The organism is Mesorhizobium sp. P3_A10 (genome assembly GCF_056403175.1).
On sequence record NZ_JBFUFZ010000010.1, the window covers coordinates 138,540 to 157,023 of the forward strand.

The window sequence follows — 18,484 nt, forward strand, 5'->3', positions numbered from 1 at the left end:
TAGGAGGTTTGCCTTATTATCTAAGGTAAATCCTGTTTTCACCTAAGGAACAAAAATGCTGGATGAGCTGGACAGAAAGCTTCTCGAGATCCTGCTCAAGGATTCACGAACCTCGCTGAAGGAGCTGGCGAGCCAGGTCGGGTTGTCGTCGCCGAGCGTCTCGGAACGGCTTCGGCGGCTCGAGGAACGCGGCGTCATCCGGGCCTTCACCATCGAGATCGATCCGCAGGCGCTCGGCTTTACGTTGCAGGCGATCGTTCGCATCCGGCCTCTCCCGGGCAAGCTGCATATCGTGCAGAAGCTGATCGAGGAGATCCCGGAGTTTGGCGAATGCGACAAGGTCACCGGCGATGACTGTTTCGTCGCCCGGCTGTTCGTGCGCTCGATCGGCGACCTCGACCAGATTCTCGACCGCATCGCCGACGAGGCCGAGACCAGCACCGCCATCATCAAGGGGCAGCCGATCCGCCGCCGCCCGCCGCCGCTGGCGCCTGTGCCGAACATGTGACCGGCCTCGGCGCGCCGCGCGATGTTTGCAGTCGCGGCGTGACCATTTCTGGTCTATTCCAGAATTCCCGTCCTTCCCTCCAGCCTCCTCTCCCCCATGTCAGGTCTGCTCGCCGATCCCTGGTTTTATGCCGCCGCCCTTCCGGCGGTCATTCTCGTCGGCCTGTCGAAGGGCGGCTTTGGTGGTGCCGTCGGCTTTGTCGGCGTGCCGCTGATGGCGCTGGCCATGCCGCCGGTGCAGGCCGCCGCCATCCTGCTGCCGATCCTGTGCCTGATGGATATCGTCTCGGTGTGGACATGGTGGGGCGTCTACGACCGCAAGATGCTGGTCGACATGATGCCGGGCGCTTTGATCGGCATCGGCCTCGGCTGGCTGACGGCAGCCCTTGTCACCGAAGAGATGGTGCGGCTGATCGTCGGCGCGGTCGCGCTGATTTTCGTGCTGCGCTGGCTCTATCTGCAATTTCGCCACGGCGCCGATCATGCGGCGGCGCCAAACCGCATCGCTGCCGGCTTCTGGGGCACGGTCGCCGGCTTCACCAGCTTCGTCGCCCATGTCGGCGGACCGCCCTTCCAGGTCTACGCGCTGCCGATCCGGCTCGACCCGAAAGTGCTGACGGGCACATCGGCGATCTTCTTTGCCGCCACCAATGCGCTGAAGCTGGTGCCTTATTTCGCGCTCGGCCAGTTCGACACCGCCAATTTGACGGCTTCCGCCGTGCTGATGCCGCTGGCGCCGCTGGCGACCATCGCCGGCGCCTGGCTGGTGCGGCGCATGCGGCCGGAAATCTTTTATCCGTTCACCTATGCGACGGTCGCAGTCGTCGCGGTCAAGCTGCTGTGGGACGGCATCGCGGGGCTTATGTGATGCGGGCGGCTGCCTTGCAGGCCGCTCGCATCATCCGATGGCCTTAGGCCGCGCTCGGCACCATCCTGCGGCTGCCGCCCATGGCCAGCATGGCGCCCGCTGCCAAGACCATCGCCATGCCGGCGAGAACGCCGATGTCATGCACGGTCGGCTTGAGCGCCATGTCGGCGAGGATCACTAGCATCACCGCATAGTCGAAGCGCGCCGCACTCATCATGCGCTGGCCAATGGCGAGAACCTCGGGCGTTATGCCGTCTTTGGCGATCATGGCGCCCATCCGCTCGCCGGTCGGCTTGAAGATGAACATGCCGATCGAGAAGGTCGTGGCATAGCCGGCAAGACCGATCAGGATCCACAGGTCGGTGAACCCAACCCAGAAGCTGCACATGATGAGCCCGAACAGCAGCGTCAGCATCGACATCGGCGCAAAGAAGCGGCTGCCCAGCTGTCCGCTGGCGCGCATCGCCTGCAGCTTTTCCTCGATGTTGCCGGCGCGCTCGGCCATCACGCCAAGCAGGAACAGGACGAAACCGCCACCGACCCACAGGGTCGCCGAAACGATGTGCAGAAACTTGACGATCGAGTACCAGTCCATGGTTTTATCCTTTGATTTCTTATGATTGCGAGCAGGGCTGGGGTGCGCTGCGTAGTTTCGAGGAGCGGGCGTTTAGCGCGGCGGCTGTTTCGGAACGATGTCGCGCGCCAAGCCGGTTTGTTTCGGCCGTCGAGTCGCCGCGCCGGGACAGGGCGGGCGCGATGCGGCATCATCCGGAAACATTGCCGATGCTAATGCGCCTGTGCCGGGAACCCGGTGGCGGGGAAACCGCCTGACATCAACCCATTCCCAGCAATGGGAACAGGCAATTCGGGGGATACTATGCAAGGCGTCGCACGAAATTTCTTCACGCTGGCCATCGTCTACGCGCTGTGCGGAATGGCGCTTGGCATTCATATGGCGATCAGCGACGACCATGGCCAGATGCCAACCCACGCTCACACGATGGTGGCGGGATGGCTGATGTCGGCGGTGTTCGCCTTCTTCTACCACCTGTTCCCGGCGATCGCGCAAAAGACGCTTGCCAGCGTTCATTTCTGGCTGACCGCGATCAGTGGCATTGGCCTTCTGATCGGGCTCTATTTTCTGCTTGCCGGTCACCCGGCGATCGAGCCGTTGGTGGCAGCATCTTCGATGGCGTTCTATGCCGGCATGCTGCTGTTCGCCTTCATCGCTTTGCCGGCGGTGTGGAAGGCCTGAGCGCCGTCCTGATGTGCTGTTCCGGCACAGAAGGGTGGCGCTCGATCGAAAAATATCCGCCCCGTTAAGGCTTCATTAAGCTTTACAGGCGTTTACTACGTTCATCCAGTTATCTGGATTCTTACCGAGTGGTTGGAGCCACTTCGTTTGACGCCTCCCTGTTAAACTCCTGAGAGCCGCCTTATCCGCGGCTCTTTTTTTGTCCGCTTTCCCGGGTCGTCCGGCGTCAGTGCCGCCGTTAACCGTTTGTTAAACATGTGCTTGCCTTCACCGGTGACGAAGCGCATTTTCAAGCTTCAGTCGTTTAGGGTGCAGGGGTGACGGTGATGAAGCCGAATCAGCCAGCGGGTAGTGCAGGGGCGTCTCCAATGAACGAGCCTTCGAAGGGCATCGCGAAAACCATTAAGCTGGCGGAACGCCGGGTTTTCTCCCAATCCTTCAAGCCGCTTTACCAGGAGGGTATGGGCCTGGTCGAGCAGGCGGCAGAATATCTCGACGGCAAGGGCCGGGCCGAGGCGAAGAAGCTCTCCAGGCTGGCAGCAACGCTCTATGCCGCTGAATCGATGCGGCTGACCACGCGGCTGATGCAAGTCGCCTCCTGGCTGCTTTTGCAGCGAGCCGCGAACTCCGGCGAGATGACCCGCGACCAGGTTGCTTCCGAAAAATCCAAGGTGCGTCTCGACACCGCTTCCGCGCATGACGAAGCGGCAGGCTGGAGCGAACTGCCCAAGGACTTCCTTGACCTCGTCACCCGCTCGTTGCGGCTGCAGGCGCTGGTGCGCCGCATGGACGAGGAAATCTACGGCGGTGCGATGGTCGACACGCCGCCCATGGGCCGCCGCGCCAATCCGGTTTCCGACCAGATCACGCTGCTAAACACGGCTTTTGCCCGCGGCTGACAGACTGCTTGACAATTCTACTCTGACGGCCATCTGGCGTCGCTTTCTGCGCTTCCGGTGCTCGCGTATTTATGTACGCTGCGCTCCGGTTCTCGAAAACCACGCCATATGTCTCGTCAGAGCGAGTTCTGAAGCAGCCTGTGGTCGCGTGAGGCAACGTTTCTGGTTTGTTCACATTTCGCTGGCATCGCTGTCCGCCGGAGGTAAAGTCGGCGTATGGGGGAAGCGATTCGCATCATCGGCATCGATCCGGGGCTGAGGCGCACCGGCTGGGGCATCGTCGAGAGCCTCGGCAATTCGCTGCGCTTCATCGCCTCCGGCACCGTGCGGTCCGACGACAAGGCGGCGCTGGCGACGAGGCTGTGCCAACTGCATGACGGGCTCGCCGAGATCCTGCACGCCGCAATGCCGCACGAAGCGGCGGTCGAACAGACCTTCGTCAACAAGGATGCGGTGGCAACGCTGAAGCTCGGCCAGGCACGCGGCATCGCCATGCTGGTGCCGGCGCGGGCCGGCCTTGTCGTCGCCGAATATGCCCCCAATGCCGTCAAGAAGGCGGTCATTGGCGTCGGCCATGGCGACAAGAAGCAGATCCACATGATGGTAAAGGTGCTGTTGCCAAAAGCCATTTTCGACACCGAGCATGCCGCCGATGCGCTGGCCATCGCCATCTGCCACGCGCACCACCGGCAGAGCGTCGCCTACAGGATGGCGGCGCTGGCATGAGGGATCGCCCATGATCGGCAAGCTCAAAGGCACGCTGGACGAGATCGACGAGGATTTCTGCCTCGTCGATGTGCATGGCGTCGGCTATGTCGCCTATTGCTCGGCGCGCACGCTGGCGGCGTTGCCGGCGCCGGGCGAGGCGGTGGTGCTGTTCATCGAGACCTATGTGCGCGAGGACATGCTGCGGCTCTATGGCTTCCAGTCGGTGCTGGAGCGCGAATGGTTCCGGCTGCTGATGACCAATGTGCAAGGCGTCGGCGCCAAGGTGGCGCTGGCTATCCTGTCGACGCTGGCGCCTGCCGATCTCGCCAATGCCATCGCGCTGCGTGACATCGCCATGGTCAGCCGCGCACCCGGCGTCGGCAAAAAGGTGGCCGAGCGCATCGTCACCGAATTGAAGAACAAGGCGCCGGCCTATGCCGGTTCCGCCTCCGGCACCATCGGTCTGAAGCAGGAACTCGGCGAAGGCGTGGCACCGGCGCCGATCACCGATGCCGTCTCGGCGCTGGTCAATCTCGGCTATTCGCGCGACACGGCAGCCAATGCCGTGGCGGCAGCGCTGAAGACGGCCGGAGAGGATGCGGATGCCTCGAAGCTCATTCGATTTGGGCTGAAGGAGTTGGCACGGTGAGGCATCGCTTGTCCCGTCCCCAGCGCTATGCGAGGAAGGCGGCATGAGCCTTTCGCCCCGTCTCATCGCTCCCGAAAAACGCGGCGAGGATGCCGAGCAGACCTTGCGGCCGCAGACGCTTGACGATTTCGTCGGCCAGGCGGCGGTGCGGGCCAATCTCAAGGTTTTCATCGAGGCCGCCAAGGGCCGCGGCGAGGCGCTCGACCATGTGCTGTTTGTTGGGCCACCCGGTCTCGGCAAGACGACGCTGGCGCAGATCATGGCGCGAGAACTCGGCGTCAATTTTCGCTCGACCTCCGGGCCGGTCATCGCCAAGGCCGGCGACCTGGCGGCGCTGCTGACCAATCTCGAGGACCGCGACGTGCTGTTCATCGACGAGATTCACCGGCTGAACCCTGCGGTCGAGGAAATCCTCTATCCCGCGATGGAGGATTTCCAGCTCGACCTGATCATCGGCGAAGGGCCGGCGGCGCGCTCGGTCAAGATCGATCTCGCCCGTTTTACCCTTGTTGCCGCGACCACGCGGCTCGGCCTTTTGACCAACCCGCTGCGCGACCGTTTCGGCATTCCGGTGCGGCTCAATTTCTATTCGGTCGAGGAACTGGAGCAGATCGTGCGCCGTGGCGCCCGCATCCTGCAAATGCCACTCGGCGACGATGGCGCGCTGGAGATCGCGCGCCGCGCCCGCGGCACGCCGCGCATCGCCGGCCGGCTGCTGCGCCGCGTGCGCGATTTCGCCAGCGTTGCCGGCGACGGCCATGTCGACCGCAAGGTCGCCGACGAGGCGCTGACGCGGCTGGAGGTCGACGCGCTCGGTCTCGATGCGCTCGATCGCCGCTATCTCTCGATGATTGCCGGCAATTTCGGCGGCGGGCCGGTCGGTATCGAGACCATCGCCGCGGGCTTGTCCGAGCCGCGCGACGCCATCGAGGACATTATCGAGCCCTACCTGATCCAGCAGGGGTTCATCCAGCGCACGCCGCGTGGCCGCGTGCTGACCGCCAATGCCTGGCGGCATCTTGGCCTCGACGCGCCGAAGGATCTGGCGCAGCAGCAGATCAGCCTGTTCCAGGAAGAGTAACGGAGATTTGTTCTTCGGTTGCGCGAAGAACGGCTTGTCTGCGCAAAATCTGCGGATCTCCGCCAGCGTGAAGGCGCAATTTCAGATTTTGCTGAAATCCCTGTATGCGCCCGTTCTTCAGTCGCCGGAGCCTCCCCGATGATCACCAGACGTGGTTTCCTGCGCCTCGTCGGTGGTTCGTTTTTCGCGGTGGTGTCGCTCGGCGCCTATGCGGTCGGCATAGAGCCGATGCTTCTGACTCATGTGAAGCGTTATGCGATGAAGCCGCCGCACTGGCCGGCTGGAATGCGCTTGCGAATCGTGGCACTTGCAGACATCCATGCCTGCCGGCCGTGGATGACGCCCGAGCGGATCGCTTCGCTTGTCGAAGACGCGAATGCTCTTCAGCCCGATCTGATCGTTTTGCTCGGCGACTATATGTCGGGCATGCCTCTGGTGACGGCTCAGGTGGAGGCGCCCGAATGGGCCTCGGCTTTGTCTGGGTTGAAAGCGCCGCTCGGGGTCTTGTCGATCCTCGGCAATCACGACTGGTGGCACGATCTTGCCGCGCAAGAGGCCGGGGCCGGGCCGACGGTGGCGCGCAAGGCGCTCGAGCGTGCGGGTATCTCAGTCCTGGAGAATGATGCCGTGCGCCTGGAAAAGGACGGATATGGCTTATGGATAGCCGGGCTCGCCGACCAACTGGCCCTGTTGCCGAACAAAGCCGCGGGCCGCGACAGATTTGAAGGGCTGGACGATCTCGACGGAACGTTGGCGAAAGTCAGCGACCAAGCACCCATCATCCTGCTAGCGCACGAGCCGGATATTTTTCCGCAAATACCGTGGCGGGTTTCGCTGACGCTCTCCGGCCATACCCATGGCGGGCAGGTCAGGTTGTTCGGCTATTCGCCGGTGGTGCCGTCCCGCTTCGGCAATCGTTTTGCCTATGGCCATGTCGTCGAACACGATCGCCATCTCATCGTTTCTGGCGGGCTTGGCTTCAGCATCGTGCCGGTGCGCTTTGGCATGCGCCCGGAAATCCTGTTGATCGAGCTGGGTTCGGCGTGAACCCTGTCAATGAAGTGACTTGATCGCGTCCAGAACGTTCGGCTCGGCCCTATCGCCGTTGAAAGCGTCGACGATGCCGAAGGCGCCTCCATAGCTCCATACCGACCAGGAGAAGCCGTGCGCTTCTGCGCGGGCGACCATATCCTTGACATAGGCAGCCCGGTACTGCGCCGGCATCACATAGGCATTGCCATATTCCTGGCGGATCATGCCGAACTCGCCCAGCGTGATGTTTTCCGGCTTGATGCCGTTGGCCTTGGCCCAGTCTTCAACCAAGGTGAACGGCGCGTCCATCGCTGCGAGCAGCTTTTCATTCGTATCCAGGCTGGCCACCTGCTCTTCGAGATAGGCGAGCAGCCCGCTCCGCCGCGCCCAAGGCGCTTCGGCCTTGATCCTGGCGCGGATGGTGTCGAGCGTCACGTCGAGCTCTGCGCGCGGCACCGCTGTCAGCGGAAAGGGCAGGCCGGTGACATAGGGGATGAAATCGCCGGCCCAGGTCGCGCCCTGATGGGTGAGCAGGAACGGATCGTAGGAATGGAAGGTCCAGATGACGTTGTCGTCGGGGACCGTCTTTGGGTCGATTTTCGTCAGTGACGCCGCGTTGGAATAGCAGGCGCCGGTCAGGATCAGCGTCAGCCTAGTGGCCGAAGCACGCGCCGCGGCGAACAGTTTGCGCTGCCGATCCGGCCACAGGCTGGTGCCGTCGGAATCACAATCCACGATCGGCTCGTTCATCGGCTCGAAGGCGACCTGGCGTGGGTCCTCGGCGGCGAGCGTATGGGCCATTTTGCGGATCATCTCGACATAGGTGTCAAAGGTTTGCGGGTCGTCCATCACCTCGCCCATGCCGATCTTGCGGCTGGCGCCGGACGGGATCAGGTGCATGTCGACGATCACCTTCAGCCCGGCACGGTTGATCATGCGTACCGAGTCCAGCACGCTGGCATAGAGGTCGTCGCGCAGCGCCGGCGTCTGGTCGGAAAGGAAGGGCGACGGGTCGACCGGCATGCGCAGGAAATCGAAGCCGGCGTCTTTCAGCGCCTTGAGGTCGTTGTCGTTGAGAAATTTGCGCCATTCCGGATAAGGCAGGATGGCGCTGGGATCGTTCCATTTGTCCTCGCCTGGCCAGGTCGTCCACTGGTCGAGGTTGAGGCCGCGCTTCATCGAAAAGCTCGCGGCGTGGCCCGGCATGGCGAGGGCAGCCAGCACAAGCAGGGCTGCTATCAAGGTCTTGATCATCGTCGTCAACAGTGCCATCGGGTTGCTGCGCCACCACGAGCAGGTGCCCCGTCAGGGCCAAAAAGGAAAGCGCAATGGACGATCATGGTGAATCGGCAGCGCTTGCCGCAGGTCTTTCCGGCGCGCTGACGGAGTTCGGCCATCGGCTGATGGCACGGGTCTATTACGCCGACACCGATTTTTCCGGCGTCGTCTACCACGCGCGCTATCTCGAATTCTTCGAACGCGGTCGTTCCGACTATCTCAGGCTTACCGGCGTCCACCACACCGAGCTAGCCGAGGGCAAGCATGGCGAAAAAATCGTCTGGGTGGTGCGGCGCATGGAGATCGATTTTCGAGGGTCCGCCCGCATCGACGACATCCTGACCATCGACACGCGTACCGAGGAGATTTCCGGTGCCCGCATCTTCATGGCCCAGCAGCTGAAGCGTGGTGATGACGTGCTGGTCGAGGCGCGGGTCGAGGCGGCGATCATCGGCGAGAACGGCCGGCCGCGCCGCTTCCCCAGGGAATGGGTGGCAGCATTTATGTCCAAGGCAAGCGCCTAGAAATAGCTCCTTCGTCATTTCCGGCAGTCGCGCGAGGCGAAAGCAGACCCTTTGCTTGGCGTCGAGGGCGCGGCAATGCGCCGCGCCTTATTTCCTAACCCATCCTTAACCATAACGGTTCATGAAGAGATTGGTGAAGATTGGAAGAATCCAAGCGCCTTCCTTTCACCAATATTTGCCCTGAAAAGGCCGCCAACGCTGCATTTTGGGGTTATTCCGCGAGCCTCGCGCGAACGGACCACAAGGGATGCCCAGGGGCCAGCCGCCAGCCATGCCCGGAAAATCTTAAGGACGTAAACATGGAAAACATCGCACTCGCCGAACCGGGCGCGCAATTGTCGATTTGGGCGCTGTTCATGCAGGCCAGTTGGGTGGTCAAGCTGGTGATGATCGGCCTGCTCGGCGCTTCGATCTGGACCTGGGCGATTGTCGTCGACAAGCTGGTCGCCTACGCCCGCATGCGGCTCGCGCTCAACCGTTTCGAACAGGTTTTCTGGTCGGGACAGTCGCTGGAAGAACTCTACCGCACGCTCGCCGACCGCAAGACCGCCGGCATGGGCGCGATTTTCGTCGCCGCCATGCGCGAATGGAAGAAGAGCTTCGAGAAGGGCGCCAAATCACCGCTCGGCCTGCAGACGCGCATCGACAAGGCGATGGATCTGGCGCTGACCCGCGAGATGGAGAAGCTGGAAGGGCGTCTCGGCTTCCTCGCCACGGTCGGCGCGGCCGCGCCCTTCATCGGCCTGTTCGGCACTGTCATCGGCATCATGACCTCGTTCCAGGCGATCGCCGGATCGAAGAACACAAGTCTCGCCGTCGTGGCGCCCGGCATTGCCGAAGCGCTGCTGGCGACCGCCATCGGCCTGCTCGCCGCCATCCCGGCGGTCATCGCCTACAACAAGCTGTCGTCCGACGCGAGCAAGATCGCGGTGCGCATGGAGGGATTCTCCGACGAGTTCTCCGCCATACTCTCGCGCCAAATCGATGAAAAAGTCGCGCAGAAGGCCTGAGGAACGATCATGGGAATGTCTGTAAGCGCGGGTGGTGGACGCGGCGGGCGCGGGCACAGGCGACGTGGCCGTCACCATGGCCTGATGGCCGAGATCAACGTCACGCCGATGGTCGACGTGATGCTGGTGCTGCTGATCATCTTCATGGTCGCGGCGCCGTTGCTGACGGTCGGCGTGCCGATCGACCTGCCGGACACGCAGGCCAAGGCGATGAACGCCGACACGCAGCCGATCACCGTCTCGATCAACGCCGCTGGCCAGATCTACCTCCAGGAAACCGAGATTCCGATCGACGAGCTGGTGGCCAAGCTGCAGGCAATCTCGAAGACCGGCTATGACGAGCGCATCTTCATCCGCGGCGACAAGCTGACCGACTATGGCACGGCGATGAAGGTGATGGCCCGCATTTCGGCCGCCGGCTACAAGAATATCGGCCTCGTTTCGCTCCAGGAACAGGATCAATAGACGTACGATGAAGACCGGCCTCACCACATCGGTGATATTGCATGCTGTCGTGCTCGGCTTCGGTCTGTTCACGCTGTCGGCGCCGGCTGCGCTTCCGAGCGCCGAAGAGTCGGTCGCGGTCGACATTGTACCGATGGAAGCGATGACGCAGGTCCTGCAAGGCGACAAGAAGGCCGTCGTCCACGAAAAGCCGGCACCGGTACCGACCCAGCGCCCGGATATCGTGCCGGATGCGCAGAAGGTCGGCGAGAACAGCGTCGACACTGACAAGCCGGTGACGCCAGAAGCCAAGCCCAAGCCGGTCGATACGACGTCGGCTCCGCCGCCGGCGCCGACACCGGTCGAGAAACCAAAGACCGAGGACGTGCCGAAGCCGCAGGAAAAGCCGAAGCCTATTCCGGCGACGGAAGTGGCCCCGGCGCCGCAGCCGAAGGAAGAGGTCAAGCCCGAGCCGGTCAAGCAGACGGACCCAAAGCCGACGCCGGCCAAGGAGCCCACGCCGACGCCACCGGAGGACAAGACTGCCGCGATCGAGCCGACGCCGGAAGTCAAGCCGGATGCGGTGGCTGAAGCCATAGCGCAAGATCCGCCCACCGAGGCGACACAGCTTCCGGATTCCGCGCCCGCCCCGGAAGCCCGGCCGAAGCCGCAGCCGGCCCAGGCCGAAAGCGCCAAGGCACCGGACCGCAAGGACGCCGAAAAGCCGGTCAAGGAAGCGTCGTCCAAGCCGAAATCGGATGACAAGCAGTTCAATGCCGACGAGATTTCCGCACTCCTCGACAAGCAGAAGCCATCCGGCGGCGGCGCCAAGCGTTCGACCCAGCAGGCGTCGCTGGGCGGTGACAAGACGACTGGCAACAAGTTGTCGCAAAACGAATTGGATGGACTGAGGCAGAAAATCCAGGGCTGCTGGAGCATCCCGGCTGGTGTCGATGATGCAGAGCTTTTGAAGGTCTCGATACGGTTTCATCTCGACCGCTCCGGCATGCTCGATGGCCGGCCAGAAGTGATCAAGGGCGGCGCGGCTTCCGGTCCTGGCAGGACGGCAGCGGAATCGGCAATACGCGCGGTGCAAAAATGCGCCCCGTACAATCTTGCCGCAGACAAATACGACGACTGGGCTGATGTGACGCTCAATTTCGACCCGAGTGACATGTTCTAACCGATCGCTCGCCAGACAAACGAGGCTGAAAGCATGAAGAAATTTCTCATCCCGCTCATGATGATCGGGGCCATGGCCACCGGCATGAGCGCACTTGCCACGCTTTCGGCGAAGGCGGAGATCGTACTCGACATCAACAAGGGCACTGTCGAGCCGCTGCCGATCGCCATCACCGATTTCCAGTCAGGCGATGCGCTCGGCGCCCAGATATCGGGCATCGTCAGTGAGGATCTGAAACGGTCCGGCCTGTTTGCGCCGATCGACAAGAGCGCTTTCATCGAAAAGATCGCCAATCCGGACGCCGCCCCTCGCTTCGACGACTGGAAGGTCATCAACGCCCAGGCGCTGGTCACCGGCAGCGTCAGCAAGGAGGCAGACGGCCGCGTCCGTGCCCAGTACCGGCTGTGGGATACTTTTGCCGGCCAGCAGCTTTCCGGCGAGCAGTTCTTCGCCAACGACGCCAACACCAGGCGCGTCGCCCACATCATCGCCGACGCCATCTATGAGCGGTTGACCGGCGAGAAGGGCTATTTCGACACGCGTGTCGTCTTCATCGACGAATCGGGCGCCAAGAATGCGCGCAAGAAGCGGCTGGCCATCATGGACCAGGACGGCGCCAACGTCCGCTATCTCTCCGACGGCAAGTCGATCGTGCTGACGCCGCGTTTCTCGCCGAACCGGCAGGAAATCACCTATATGTCCTATGAAAGCGGCCAGCCGCGGGTCTATCTCTTGCAGATCGAGACCGGGCAGCGCGAACTGGTCGGCAATTTCCCCGGCATGACCTTTGCGCCGCGCTTCTCGCCGGACGGCCAGAAGGTGATCATGAGCCTGCTGCGCGACGACGGCAATTCCAACATCTTCGCCATGGATCTGAGAAGCCGCTCGACGACCAGGCTGACCAATTCGACCGCCATCGACACTTCGCCATCGTATTCGCCTGACGGCAGCCAGGTGGTATTCACCTCCGACCGCGGCGGCCGTGCGCAGATCTATGTGATGGGCGCCGATGGCTCGGGCCAGAACCGCATCTCTTTCGGCGACGGCGTCTATTCGACGCCGGTGTGGTCGCCGCGCGGCGACCTCATCGCCTTCACCAAGCAGACCGGCGGCGAATTCCAGATCGGCGTCATGAAGACCGATGGTTCGGGCGAGCGCATCCTGTCTTCCGGCTTCCAGCAGGAGGGTCCGACCTGGGCGCCCAACGGCCGGGTGCTGATGTTCTTCCGCGATTCCGCCGGCGGCCCGAAACTCGTTTCGGTCGATCTCACCGGCCGCAACGAACAGTCGATCCCGACCGCGAACTTCGCTTCCGACCCGGCATGGTCGCCGCTGCTGGAATAACCAAGTTGGGTTTTTCGGTCGAGCCTCCGCTCGCTCCGTTGCAACTTGGCAACAGTGCCTCAAAAGCCCCGTTTTGGGGCTTTTTTCACGCCTTGGTCGCGTTTCAGCCGCATTTCCGCCTACGGTCCGCGCACATTGTGGCCTTCGGTCAAAGCGACTGCGGACGGCAGCCGAAACCAAATCTTAACCGTGTTTGTTGAATGCCGGTTAACCCAAACGTGGTTACTGGGTGATCAATGAAATCACTCGAAATACGAAGGAGAGGCGGCATGGGCCGTATCGCAGCACTTACCAGAAACCCGGTCATGATCGCGCTCGTCGCGATGCTCGCCATTACCGGTTGCGCCTCGAAGAAGACGCCGAACAGCGCCGCCGATCTCGGCCTCAACGGCGCCGGCGCGGCAACGCCCGGCTCGGCGCAGGACTTCACCGTCAACATTGGCGACCGCATCTTCTTCGATACTGACTCGACCGCGATCCGCGCCGACGCGCAGACGACGCTTGCTCGCCAGGCGCAGTGGCTGAACCAGTACAAGCAGTATGCCATCGTCATCGAAGGCCATGCCGACGAGCGCGGCACGCGTGAATACAATCTGGCTCTCGGCGCCCGCCGCGCCGCCGCCACCCGCGACTTCCTGGTGGCAAAGGGTGTTTCGGCCCAGCGCCTGAAGACGATTTCCTACGGCAAGGAACGTCCGGTCGCGGTTTGCGACGACATCTCCTGCTGGTCGCAGAACCGCCGCGCCGTCACCACGCTCAGCGGCGCCGGCTCCTGATCGGCAAAAATACAACACATCCATGCGAAAGGCGGCCAAATGGCCGCCTTTTTCATATCTGGACCAGCGAAACAAAATTTGGCCGAAGTCTCACGCCCTGCTAAGAGCCGAGGGTGCCTGACCGGTCCACCCTGACCGGAAAGGCGCATACCAACGATTTTCACGGCGAGAGGCACATGCATTTCAGAACGGTCTTGAGCGGCACCCTTGCGCTGCTGCTCGTATCAAGCGTCGCTGCCCCGGCTAGCGGCATCGGGCAACCGGCGGAAAGCGGGTTTTCCTTCCATCTGCCCAACCTCGGCATTTTCGGCGAAAAGAAGAAGCCGGATCAGTTGCAGGTCGCGCAGCAGGCGGACGGCACCACCGCCACGGCGCTCGAAGAGCAGCTGCGGCAGATGAACGGCAAGATCGAGGAGCTCAACTTCCAGGTGCTGCAGATGCAGGAGCAGATCCGCAAGCAGCAGGAAGACAACGAGTTCCGCTTCCAGCAGCTGGAAGGCGGTTCGCAAGGCGCGCAGCAGCCTCCGGCACAGAAGAAATCGGACGCCACGACCACCACCGACGACAGCGTCGCCGAGGCGCCTGCGACGCCAGCGCCGGCCGATTCAGGCACGGCGCCGGCCGGTGATCAATCCGCAGGCGGCCAGAGCGTCCAGGATGTCATCATCGAATCGCCGACCGGCGACCCTGGCACCACCGTGACGGGTACGCCGCCCAAGACGTTCGGCACCATCACCGTCGACAAGAACGGCAATGTGATCGACGCCAACGGCAATACGCAGGCAACCGCGCCGGCGGAGACTGCCCCTCCTGCGACAGAGGCTCCGGCAGCAGGCGCCAAGGCCGCCAAGGCCGGCAAGTCGGATGGCACGGTGGTTGCGGCGCTGCCCTCCACCAAGGATCCGGAAGAGCTTTACCGCAATTCCTACCAGTTCATCCTATCGGGTGACTACAGCACCGCCGAGGAAGGGTTTCGCGACCATATTTCCCGCTTCCCCAAGGACGCCAAGGCGGCGGACGCGCATTACTGGCTGGGTGAATCGCTGCTCGGCCAGCAAAAGTACCACGACGCGGCCGAGGTTTTCCTTGCCGCCAGCAAGGACTACCCGAAGGCCAAGAAGGCACCTGACATGCTGTTGAAGCTCGGCGTGTCGCTGGTTGGCCTCAAGCAGAAGGATGTTGCCTGCGCCACCTTCAGCGAGATCGGCAAGCGCTATCCCGACATTTCCGGCGCGCTCAAGGAACGCGTCAAGCAGGAGAAGGCGCTCGCGGCTTGCTAGTCTTTCCCTTGCATGTCGTTGTCCCAAAACCGGGACCACTTTTGGGCGACATGCATGATGCTCGATACCGAGCCTGACCTTTCGGATTTTTCGCAGATCGACTTTACCAACGGCGCTGTTGCGGCCGTGTCCGGCGGCAGCGACTCGACCGCCCTTCTCCTCCTCCTCAAAAACCATCTCGACCGTACCGCACCGGCAACCAAGCTGCTGGCGGTGACGATCGACCACGATTTGCGGCCGGGTTCGGCAGCAGAGGCGCAAGCCGTGGCCGGGCTCTGTGCCGGGCGCGGCATTGCACATCGCACTCTGCTCTGGTCCGGGCCAAAGCCGTCGACCGGCCTGCCCGCCGCCGCGCGCGAGGCGCGCTACCGGTTGCTGGCGCAGGCCGCACAAGCCGCTGATATCGGCCTGATCCTGACTGGCCACACCGCCGACGATCAGGCCGAGACGGTGCAGATGCGGTACGCGCGGGATGACGGCCGCGGGCTCGCCGAAACGGCAGGCCGCGGCCTGGCGGGCATGGCGCCGGCAACCCTCTACGATTGGCGCATCTGGATCGTGCGGCCGTTGCTCGGCATGCGGCGGACCGCGCTGCGTGACGCCCTGCGGCGCGAACTTGTCGGTTGGATCGAAGACCCGACCAACACTGACGCGCATTTCGAACGGCCGCGCATCCGCGCCGCACTTGCCGGCGACGGTGGGCAGCGTTTTGCAGCAGCGATCGCCTTGGCCAAGCAGGCTGCCACAGAGCGCGAACAGCTCGGCCATCGCGCGGCCGGGCTGATCCGTGCCTTGGCCAGCCAGCCAACCCCCGGTCTCATCCGGCTCGAGCCCGGCTTTGCCACATCCGGCGACGGTCAGGCTGCAGTTTACACCTTGCGCATCCTGCTGGCCGCTTGTGGCGGCGTCTCCTTTCTGCCGGACCAGGCCCGCAGCGAAGCGCTGTTCGACAGCCTAAGGGCCGGACCGCTTTGCGCCACATTGTCGCGGACGGTGGTCGACGCAAGGCGGGCCGGCATCTTCCTGCACCGTGAAATCCGTGATCTGCCGCCCGCGGCACCTGCGAACACTGCCCTTTGGGACGGCCGCCGGTGGATCACGTCGAAAGACAAGTCAGATGCATTGTTGATCGCGCCGTTGGGAGCGGCTGCTGCCGCCAGGCGCACTCTTGCCGAAGACGGCACGCCACCGAGCCTTGTCCGCGCCGCGCTTGCCGCCGAGCCAGCGCTGTGGCGCGACGGCGAATGCCTTGGCTTGGCGCAGCACAGCCCGGTGCTGCCGGCGATCGCGGCACATCCGGTCGTTGCGCCCTTTGCCCGCTTCCTGCCATCCTTCGATCTGGCACCGGCCGACGCTGTCGCCGGGCTGATCGGCGCGCCGCCTGTTCCGGCCCCGCCTTTCCACGGCCACACTGCCGGTTGATCATGGGCGAAAGCTTAACCCAGACGTGCTGTTATGCTTGGCAAGGGGAAGCGCTCTCCCTATGTTAGGCCCAAGTTTCCTCTCATGACGTGTGTCCGCCAGCGGACGCCAACGGGACAATTGATGAATCCGAATTATCGCAATCTCGCGCTCTGGGCGATCATAGCGGTCCTGCTCATCGCACTCTTCAATCTGTTCCAGACGCCGCAGACGCGTGGAGCCTCGAGCGACGTCCCCTATTCGCAGTTCCTGCAGGAAGTTTCGGCCGGCCGGGTCAAGACGGTGACGATCGCCGGCGCTCGTATCTCCGGCACCTACACCGACAGCGCAAGTGGCTTCCAGACCTACTCGCCCGGCGATCCGCAGCTGGTGTCGAGGCTGCAGGAGAAGAACGTCACCATCAATGCCCGTCCTGAATCCGACGGTTCGAACACGCTGTTCGGTACCCTGATCGGCTGGCTGCCGATGCTCCTCATCCTCGGCGTCTGGATATTCTTCATGCGCCAGATGCAGTCCGGCTCCGGTCGTGCCATGGGCTTCGGCAAGTCGAAGGCCAAGCTTCTGACCGAGGCGCATGGCCGCGTCACCTTCCAGGACGTCGCGGGTGTCGACGAAGCCAAGGAAGATCTGGAAGAGATCGTCGAGTTCCTGCGCGACCCGCAGAAGTTCCAGCGTCTCGGCGGCAAGATCCCGCGCGGCGTGCTTCTGGTCGGCCCTCCGGGAACCGGCAAGACGCTTCTCGCGCGCTCCGTCGCCGGCGAAGCCAACGTGCCGTTCTTCACCATCTCGGGTTCTGACTTCGTCGAGATGTTCGTCGGTGTCGGCGCATCCCGCGTCCGCGACATGTTCGACCAGGCCAAGAAGAACGCACCCTGCATCATCTTCATCGACGAAATCGACGCAGTCGGTCGCCATCGCGGCGCCGGTCTTGGCGGCGGCAACGACGAGCGCGAGCAGACGCTGAACCAGTTGCTGGTCGAGATGGACGGCTTCGAGTCCAACGAAAGCATCATCCTGATCGCCGCCACCAACCGGCCCGACGTGCTTGACCCGGCGCTGTTGCGTCCGGGCCGTTTCGACCGCCAGGTGGTGGTGCCGAACCCCGACATCGTCGGCCGCGAGAAGATCCTCAAGGTGCATGTGCGCAACGTGCCGCTGGCGCCTAATGTCGACCTCAAGGTGATCGCACGCGGCACGCCGGGATTTTCCGGCGCCGACCTGATGAACCTCGTCAACGAATCCGCCCTGATGGCGGCGCGCCGCAACAAGCGTCTCGTCACCATGGCCGAATTCGAGGACGCCAAGGACAAGATCATGATGGGCGCCGAGCGTCGCTCGTCTGCGATGACGCAGGCCGAGAAGGAGCTGACCGCCTATCACGAGGCCGGCCACGCCATTCTGGCGCTCAACGTGCCGTCGGCCGATCCGCTGCACAAGGCGACGATCATCCCGCGCGGCCGGGCACTTGGTATGGTCATGCAGTTGCCGGAAGGCGACCGCTACTCGATGAGCTACAAATACATGATCTCGCGCCTCGCCATCATGATGGGCGGCCGCGTTGCCGAGGAGTTCAAGTTCGGCAAGGAGAACATCACTTCGGGCGCCTCCTCTGATATCGAGCAGGCGACCAAGCTGGCGCGCGCCATGGTCACGCGCTGGGGTTTCTCCGACAAGCTCGGCCACGTCGCCTATGGCGACAACCAGGAAGAGGTGTTCCTCGGCCATTCGGTGGCGCGCACGCAAAACGTTTCGGAAGAGACGGCGCAGATCATCGACGCCGAAGTGCGCCGGCTTATCGACGAGGCCTATGTCTCGGCCAAGTCCATCCTGACCAAGAAGAAGAAGGAATGGATTGCGCTGGCGCAAGGCTTGCTCGAATACGAGACGCTGTCAGGCGAGGAGATCAAGCAGTTGATCGCCGGCCACAAGCCAGCCCGCGACCTTGGCGACGACACGCCGCCGAGCCGTGGCTCGGCCGTGCCGAAGTCCGGTGGCCGCCGCAAGAAAGGCCCGGAGCCGGAAGGCGGCATGGAGCCTCAGCCATCAAGCTGAGGTCCGGACAGGACAGGTTTTGAAAAACGCCGCGGCTCAAACCGCGGCGTTTTCGTTTCCGGCTGGCCATTTCCGTTCGGGCAGGCGTTGCACTCCATTGGCTTGACTCCCCTCACAGTCGGTATTGAATCGATTAGCCGGCTGCCGCCGGATCAACCGGCGCGGCTGCGTG

19 protein-coding genes are annotated in these 18,484 nt (G+C 63.2%); 17 read left to right on the top strand and 2 right to left on the bottom strand.

The features are described from left to right. The first annotated feature begins 55 nt into the window (after window positions 1-55). Together AC1DXU_RS28435 and AC1DXU_RS28440 are read left to right on the top strand one after the other, a co-directional pair. Entirely contained in the window at window positions 56-508 is a 453-nt protein-coding gene (locus AC1DXU_RS28435) for an Lrp/AsnC family transcriptional regulator (protein ID WP_477374333.1), read from the top strand. Between the two features lie 96 nt (window positions 509-604). Next, a complete protein-coding gene (locus tag AC1DXU_RS28440; RefSeq protein ID WP_477319857.1) occupies window positions 605-1,375 on the top strand; it encodes a sulfite exporter TauE/SafE family protein in 771 nt (256 codons plus the stop codon). A gap of 43 nt (window positions 1,376-1,418) precedes the next feature. Here the strand turns inward: AC1DXU_RS28440 and AC1DXU_RS28445 are convergent, their stop codons facing one another. Continuing rightward, on the bottom strand, window positions 1,419-1,970 hold the full coding sequence (locus tag AC1DXU_RS28445; RefSeq protein ID WP_477374335.1) for a DUF2269 family protein: 552 nt from the start codon (window positions 1,968-1,970) through the stop codon (window positions 1,419-1,421). 282 nt (window positions 1,971-2,252) lie between these two features. On the opposite strand from AC1DXU_RS28445, the gene AC1DXU_RS28450 reads away from it, so the two are divergent. From AC1DXU_RS28450 to AC1DXU_RS28475, 6 genes are all read left to right on the top strand, one after another. Then, on the top strand, window positions 2,253-2,630 hold the full coding sequence (locus AC1DXU_RS28450) for a hypothetical protein (RefSeq protein WP_477374336.1): 378 nt from the start codon (window positions 2,253-2,255) through the stop codon (window positions 2,628-2,630). A 368-nt stretch (window positions 2,631-2,998) separates the two neighbouring features. Continuing rightward, window positions 2,999-3,529: a protease adaptor protein RcdA gene (rcdA, locus tag AC1DXU_RS28455; RefSeq protein ID WP_477319851.1), complete on the top strand. Its 531-nt coding sequence runs from the start codon at window positions 2,999-3,001 to the stop codon at window positions 3,527-3,529. 216 nt (window positions 3,530-3,745) lie between these two features. Next, window positions 3,746-4,255 carry a crossover junction endodeoxyribonuclease RuvC gene (ruvC, locus tag AC1DXU_RS28460; protein ID WP_477374338.1) on the top strand — a complete coding sequence of 170 codons (510 nt, stop codon included), beginning with the start codon at window positions 3,746-3,748 and terminating at the stop codon, window positions 4,253-4,255. A 10-nt stretch (window positions 4,256-4,265) separates the two neighbouring features. Then, the gene (ruvA, locus tag AC1DXU_RS28465) at window positions 4,266-4,886 is read left to right on the top strand and encodes a Holliday junction branch migration protein RuvA (RefSeq protein ID WP_477374340.1); all 621 of its coding nucleotides are present in this window, start codon (window positions 4,266-4,268) and stop codon (window positions 4,884-4,886) included. 43 nt (window positions 4,887-4,929) lie between these two features. Beyond that, complete coding sequence (gene ruvB, locus AC1DXU_RS28470) at window positions 4,930-5,967, top strand: Holliday junction branch migration DNA helicase RuvB (RefSeq protein ID WP_477374342.1); 1,038 nt, start codon at window positions 4,930-4,932, stop codon at window positions 5,965-5,967. Window positions 5,968-6,105: 138 nt separating this feature from the next. Further along, on the top strand, window positions 6,106-7,014 hold the full coding sequence (locus AC1DXU_RS28475; RefSeq protein ID WP_477374376.1) for a metallophosphoesterase: 909 nt from the start codon (window positions 6,106-6,108) through the stop codon (window positions 7,012-7,014). 6 nt (window positions 7,015-7,020) lie between these two features. Here AC1DXU_RS28475 and AC1DXU_RS28480 read toward each other — a convergent pair whose 3' ends face one another. Beyond that, complete coding sequence (locus tag AC1DXU_RS28480; protein ID WP_477374344.1) at window positions 7,021-8,271, bottom strand: glycoside hydrolase family 5 protein; 1,251 nt, start codon at window positions 8,269-8,271, stop codon at window positions 7,021-7,023. Window positions 8,272-8,327: 56 nt separating this feature from the next. Here AC1DXU_RS28480 and ybgC point away from each other — a divergent pair, with 56 nt between their 5' ends. The 9 genes from ybgC (at window position 8,328) to ftsH (ending at window position 18,312) form a co-directional block, all read left to right on the top strand. Beyond that, window positions 8,328-8,801 (top strand): tol-pal system-associated acyl-CoA thioesterase, encoded by a 474-nt coding sequence (gene ybgC / locus AC1DXU_RS28485; RefSeq protein ID WP_477374346.1) that lies wholly within the window; start codon window positions 8,328-8,330, stop codon window positions 8,799-8,801. 299 nt (window positions 8,802-9,100) lie between these two features. Then, window positions 9,101-9,811 (top strand): protein TolQ, encoded by a 711-nt coding sequence (tolQ, locus tag AC1DXU_RS28490; protein WP_477246118.1) that lies wholly within the window; start codon window positions 9,101-9,103, stop codon window positions 9,809-9,811. A 9-nt stretch (window positions 9,812-9,820) separates the two neighbouring features. Beyond that, complete coding sequence (gene tolR, locus AC1DXU_RS28495; RefSeq protein WP_477319837.1) at window positions 9,821-10,276, top strand: protein TolR; 456 nt, start codon at window positions 9,821-9,823, stop codon at window positions 10,274-10,276. 7 nt (window positions 10,277-10,283) lie between these two features. Then, entirely contained in the window at window positions 10,284-11,438 is a 1,155-nt protein-coding gene (locus AC1DXU_RS28500; protein WP_477374348.1) for a hypothetical protein, read from the top strand. Between the two features lie 33 nt (window positions 11,439-11,471). Then, the gene (gene tolB, locus AC1DXU_RS28505; RefSeq protein ID WP_477374350.1) at window positions 11,472-12,782 is read left to right on the top strand and encodes a Tol-Pal system beta propeller repeat protein TolB; all 1,311 of its coding nucleotides are present in this window, start codon (window positions 11,472-11,474) and stop codon (window positions 12,780-12,782) included. Window positions 12,783-13,051: 269 nt separating this feature from the next. Next, entirely contained in the window at window positions 13,052-13,558 is a 507-nt protein-coding gene (gene pal, locus AC1DXU_RS28510) for a peptidoglycan-associated lipoprotein Pal (RefSeq protein ID WP_477246126.1), read from the top strand. Window positions 13,559-13,734: 176 nt separating this feature from the next. Further along, window positions 13,735-14,838 carry a tol-pal system protein YbgF gene (gene ybgF, locus AC1DXU_RS28515; RefSeq protein ID WP_477374352.1) on the top strand — a complete coding sequence of 368 codons (1,104 nt, stop codon included), beginning with the start codon at window positions 13,735-13,737 and terminating at the stop codon, window positions 14,836-14,838. Between the two features lie 57 nt (window positions 14,839-14,895). Next, window positions 14,896-16,260 carry a tRNA lysidine(34) synthetase TilS gene (gene tilS, locus AC1DXU_RS28520; RefSeq protein ID WP_477374378.1) on the top strand — a complete coding sequence of 455 codons (1,365 nt, stop codon included), beginning with the start codon at window positions 14,896-14,898 and terminating at the stop codon, window positions 16,258-16,260. A gap of 123 nt (window positions 16,261-16,383) precedes the next feature. Next, window positions 16,384-18,312 carry an ATP-dependent zinc metalloprotease FtsH gene (gene ftsH / locus AC1DXU_RS28525; protein WP_477246130.1) on the top strand — a complete coding sequence of 643 codons (1,929 nt, stop codon included), beginning with the start codon at window positions 16,384-16,386 and terminating at the stop codon, window positions 18,310-18,312. Window positions 18,313-18,484: the final 172 nt, after the last annotated feature.

What these genes read in the sequence shown, in the direction of transcription:
- ybgF (WP_477374352.1), top strand. Translation starts at nt 13,735, where the DNA reads ATGCATTTCAGAACGGTCTTGAGCGGCACCCTTGCGCTGCTGCTCGTA.
- ruvA (WP_477374340.1), top strand. Translation starts at nt 4,266, where the DNA reads ATGATCGGCAAGCTCAAAGGCACGCTGGACGAGATCGACGAGGATTTC.
- AC1DXU_RS28450 (WP_477374336.1), top strand. Translation starts at nt 2,253, where the DNA reads ATGCAAGGCGTCGCACGAAATTTCTTCACGCTGGCCATCGTCTACGCG.
- tolB (WP_477374350.1), top strand. Translation starts at nt 11,472, where the DNA reads ATGAAGAAATTTCTCATCCCGCTCATGATGATCGGGGCCATGGCCACC.
- AC1DXU_RS28445 (WP_477374335.1), bottom strand. Translation starts at nt 1,970, where the DNA reads ATGGACTGGTACTCGATCGTCAAGTTTCTGCACATCGTTTCGGCGACC.
- ftsH (WP_477246130.1), top strand. Translation starts at nt 16,384, where the DNA reads ATGAATCCGAATTATCGCAATCTCGCGCTCTGGGCGATCATAGCGGTC.
- pal (WP_477246126.1), top strand. Translation starts at nt 13,052, where the DNA reads ATGGGCCGTATCGCAGCACTTACCAGAAACCCGGTCATGATCGCGCTC.
- tilS (WP_477374378.1), top strand. Translation starts at nt 14,896, where the DNA reads ATGCTCGATACCGAGCCTGACCTTTCGGATTTTTCGCAGATCGACTTT.
- ruvB (WP_477374342.1), top strand. Translation starts at nt 4,930, where the DNA reads ATGAGCCTTTCGCCCCGTCTCATCGCTCCCGAAAAACGCGGCGAGGAT.
- AC1DXU_RS28500 (WP_477374348.1), top strand. Translation starts at nt 10,284, where the DNA reads ATGAAGACCGGCCTCACCACATCGGTGATATTGCATGCTGTCGTGCTC.
- ruvC (WP_477374338.1), top strand. Translation starts at nt 3,746, where the DNA reads ATGGGGGAAGCGATTCGCATCATCGGCATCGATCCGGGGCTGAGGCGC.
- AC1DXU_RS28475 (WP_477374376.1), top strand. Translation starts at nt 6,106, where the DNA reads ATGATCACCAGACGTGGTTTCCTGCGCCTCGTCGGTGGTTCGTTTTTC.
- tolQ (WP_477246118.1), top strand. Translation starts at nt 9,101, where the DNA reads ATGGAAAACATCGCACTCGCCGAACCGGGCGCGCAATTGTCGATTTGG.
- ybgC (WP_477374346.1), top strand. Translation starts at nt 8,328, where the DNA reads ATGGACGATCATGGTGAATCGGCAGCGCTTGCCGCAGGTCTTTCCGGC.
- AC1DXU_RS28480 (WP_477374344.1), bottom strand. Translation starts at nt 8,271, where the DNA reads ATGGCACTGTTGACGACGATGATCAAGACCTTGATAGCAGCCCTGCTT.
- AC1DXU_RS28435 (WP_477374333.1), top strand. Translation starts at nt 56, where the DNA reads ATGCTGGATGAGCTGGACAGAAAGCTTCTCGAGATCCTGCTCAAGGAT.
- AC1DXU_RS28440 (WP_477319857.1), top strand. Translation starts at nt 605, where the DNA reads ATGTCAGGTCTGCTCGCCGATCCCTGGTTTTATGCCGCCGCCCTTCCG.
- tolR (WP_477319837.1), top strand. Translation starts at nt 9,821, where the DNA reads ATGGGAATGTCTGTAAGCGCGGGTGGTGGACGCGGCGGGCGCGGGCAC.
- rcdA (WP_477319851.1), top strand. Translation starts at nt 2,999, where the DNA reads ATGAACGAGCCTTCGAAGGGCATCGCGAAAACCATTAAGCTGGCGGAA.